This is a genomic window from Microbacterium sp. PF5 (assembly GCF_004794315.1).
In the GTDB taxonomy this organism is placed as follows: domain Bacteria; phylum Actinomycetota; class Actinomycetes; order Actinomycetales; family Microbacteriaceae; genus Microbacterium; species Microbacterium sufflavum.
On the sequence record NZ_SSDQ01000080.1, the window covers coordinates 1 to 2,549 of the forward strand.

Sequence of the window (2,549 nt, forward strand, 5' to 3'; positions counted from 1 at the left end):
CCGCCCAGGCCGCGGGGGTGGCGCACATCGGAGCGCATGCACTCGGGGCGGCCGCGTATGCCGCGGTCGCCGTGGGGCTCGCGCATCCCGACGACCCCCGCGCCCGCGACCGGGAGGTGACGCAGCAGCTCGCCCTCCTCTCCCCCGCCGCAGCTTCGGCCCTGCGCTCCCTGCCCCTCCTCGGCACCGACACCGCCGGACCGCTCGGCCCCGGGCTGCTGGCCGCGGGCGACCTCGGCGCGGTGATCCGGCGGGTGCAGGCCGCACTCGCCTGACCCCGCTGCACGCCGCGCTTCAGCGGCGATTCAGCGTCGAGCCGCCACACTGGGGTGATGCGGATCCTGGTGGTGGACGACGAGGTGCGCCTGGCGGAGGGCGTGCGTCGGGGGCTGGAGGCCGAGGGCTTCGCGGTCGACGTGGCACACAACGGGGTCGACGGACTGTGGCGGGCACGGGAGACGCGGTACGACGCGATCGTGCTCGACCTGATGATGCCCGGCATGAGCGGCTGGAAGGTGTGCGAGGCGCTGCGGGCGGAGGAGAACTGGACACCCGTGCTCATGCTCACCGCGAAGGACGGGGAGTGGGATCAGGTCGAGGCGCTCGAGACCGGCGCCGACGACTACGTCACGAAGCCGTTCTCGTTCGCGATCCTGGTCGCACGGCTGCGGGCCCTGGTGCGCCGCGGGGCCGTGGCCCGTCCGACCGTGCTGGAGGCCGGGGATCTGCGCCTGGATCCCGCGGCGCATCACGTATGGCGCGGCGACACGCCGATCAGCCTCACGGCCAGGGAGTTCGCGGTGCTCGAGCACCTGATGCGGCACCGCGGCCAGGTGCTCTCCAAGCGCGACCTGATCGCGGGGGTCTGGGACGACGACTTCGACGGCGACCCGAACATCGTCGAGGTGTACGTCGGCCATCTGCGGCGCAAGGTCGACAAGCCGTTCGGGCGCGCGGCCATCGAGACCATCCGCGGGGCGGGCTACCGGCTGGCGGCCGACGGTGGCTAGCCGGTTCCTCCGTTCGGTGCGCGGCCGGACGACGCTCGGCGCGACGGTGGTCGTGGCGGTGGCCCTGCTGATCGGCGCCTTCTCCTTCTACGGCGTGCTCAGCGCGAGCATCCACGGCGCCAGGGAGCGCGCCGCCGAGCAGCGCCTGGAGGAGCTGGTGCAGCGCTTCGAGGGTCCGGGGCGCCCCGGTCCCGAGCTGCTCGACGACGACATCGTGCAGCTGATCGGACGCGACGGGACCGTGCGTCGCGCGAGCGAGGAGGCGCAGGAGCTCCTCGGGTCGGGGTCGCTGCCCGTGCATGACGACCCGCGCAGCTTCGTGATCGACGGCGAGCGGATGGTGGTCGTGTCGGACGACCTCGACGACGGTGAGAGCCTGGTGCTGGCGGTGCCGATGGAAGACGACGCGGAGACGCTCGCCACGGTCGCGACACTGTTGGCCGTCGCCGTCCCCGCCCTGCTGGTGCTCGTCGCCGCGACCACCTGGCTCGTCACGGGGCGGGCCCTGCGTCCGGTCTCGCGCATCCGCACGGAGGTCGACGGCATCACGGCCGAGCGCCTCGACCGCCGCGTGCCCGTGCCCGACACGGGCGACGAGATCGCGTCCCTCGCGACCACGATGAACGGCATGCTCGACCGGCTCGACGCCGCCGCGACCGCCCAGCGCCGCTTCGTGTCCGATGCCTCGCACGAGCTGCGGTCGCCGCTCGCGACCATCCGTCAGCACGCCGAGCTGGCGCAGTCGCACCCCGAGGTCACGAGCATCCGCGAGCTCGCCGACGTGGTGTCGGAGGAGGGCCTGCGCCTGCAGGGCATCGTCGAGTCACTCCTGCTGCTGGCCCGCCTCGACGAGGGGGTGGCGGGTGCCGCGGAGCCGGTGGACCTCGACGACATCGCCCTCACCGAGGTGCGACGCCTGCGCGCGGCGGGGCTCGACGTGGACGGGTCGGGCATCGGCGCCGCCCGGGTGTCGGGCGACCCCCGGCTGCTCGCGCAGCTCGTGCGCAACCTCGCCGACAACGCCGCCCGCCACGCCCGCGGTCGTCTGGCGATCGGGGTCACCACGGTGCAGCAGCACGTGTTCCTGACCGTGGAGGACGACGGGTCGGGCGTGCCGGCGGCCGAGCGGGAGCGGATCTTCGAGCGGTTCGTGCGACTCGACGAGGCGCGCAGCCGTGATGCGGGCGGCAGCGGTCTGGGCCTGGCGATCGCCCGCAGCATCGCGACCGCGGCGCACGGCACCGTCACGGTGGACGACTCGCGATGGGGCGGGGCGCGGTTCGTCGTGACCCTGCCCTCCGCGGACTGAGACGCCGCACGGCATTCCTGAAGAGCGCTTCAGGACGCTTCAGGGTGGCTTCAGCGCCCCCGCGAGACCATCGGGACATGGACGACAAGAACCCCACCCCCGAGAACCCCACCCCGGAGCAGCCCGGCACCCCGGAGCAGCCCGCCGCCGCGCAGAGCCCGGCCCCCGCGCAGCCCGACGCGACCCCCGCCGCCGACGCCCCCACCGTTCCGGTCGAGCCGACCGCGCCC

At 74.2% G+C, this 2,549-nt stretch carries 3 protein-coding genes; all 3 read left to right on the top strand.

Annotation, left to right across the window (positions count from 1 at the left end; translation table 11 throughout):
- A partial coding sequence (locus tag DW297_RS06225) for a putative immunity protein (protein ID WP_342589023.1) occupies positions 1 to 275 on the top strand: 275 nt, incomplete at its 5' end.
- A gap of 57 nt (positions 276 to 332) precedes the next feature.
- Positions 333 to 1,010 carry a response regulator transcription factor gene (locus DW297_RS06230; RefSeq protein ID WP_136030477.1) on the top strand — a complete coding sequence of 226 codons (678 nt, stop codon included), beginning with the start codon at positions 333 to 335 and terminating at the stop codon, positions 1,008 to 1,010.
- Positions 1,003 to 2,319, top strand: coding sequence for a sensor histidine kinase (locus DW297_RS06235; protein WP_206252227.1), 1,317 nt, complete (start codon positions 1,003 to 1,005; stop codon positions 2,317 to 2,319). Before DW297_RS06230 ends, DW297_RS06235 begins: the two co-directional genes overlap by 8 nt.
- The last annotated feature ends 230 nt before the right edge of the window (positions 2,320 to 2,549 follow it).

Excerpts from the sequence above, each read along its gene's own strand:
- DW297_RS06230 (WP_136030477.1), top strand. The coding sequence starts at position 333 with ATGCGGATCCTGGTGGTGGACGACGAGGTGCGCCTGGCGGAGGGCGTG.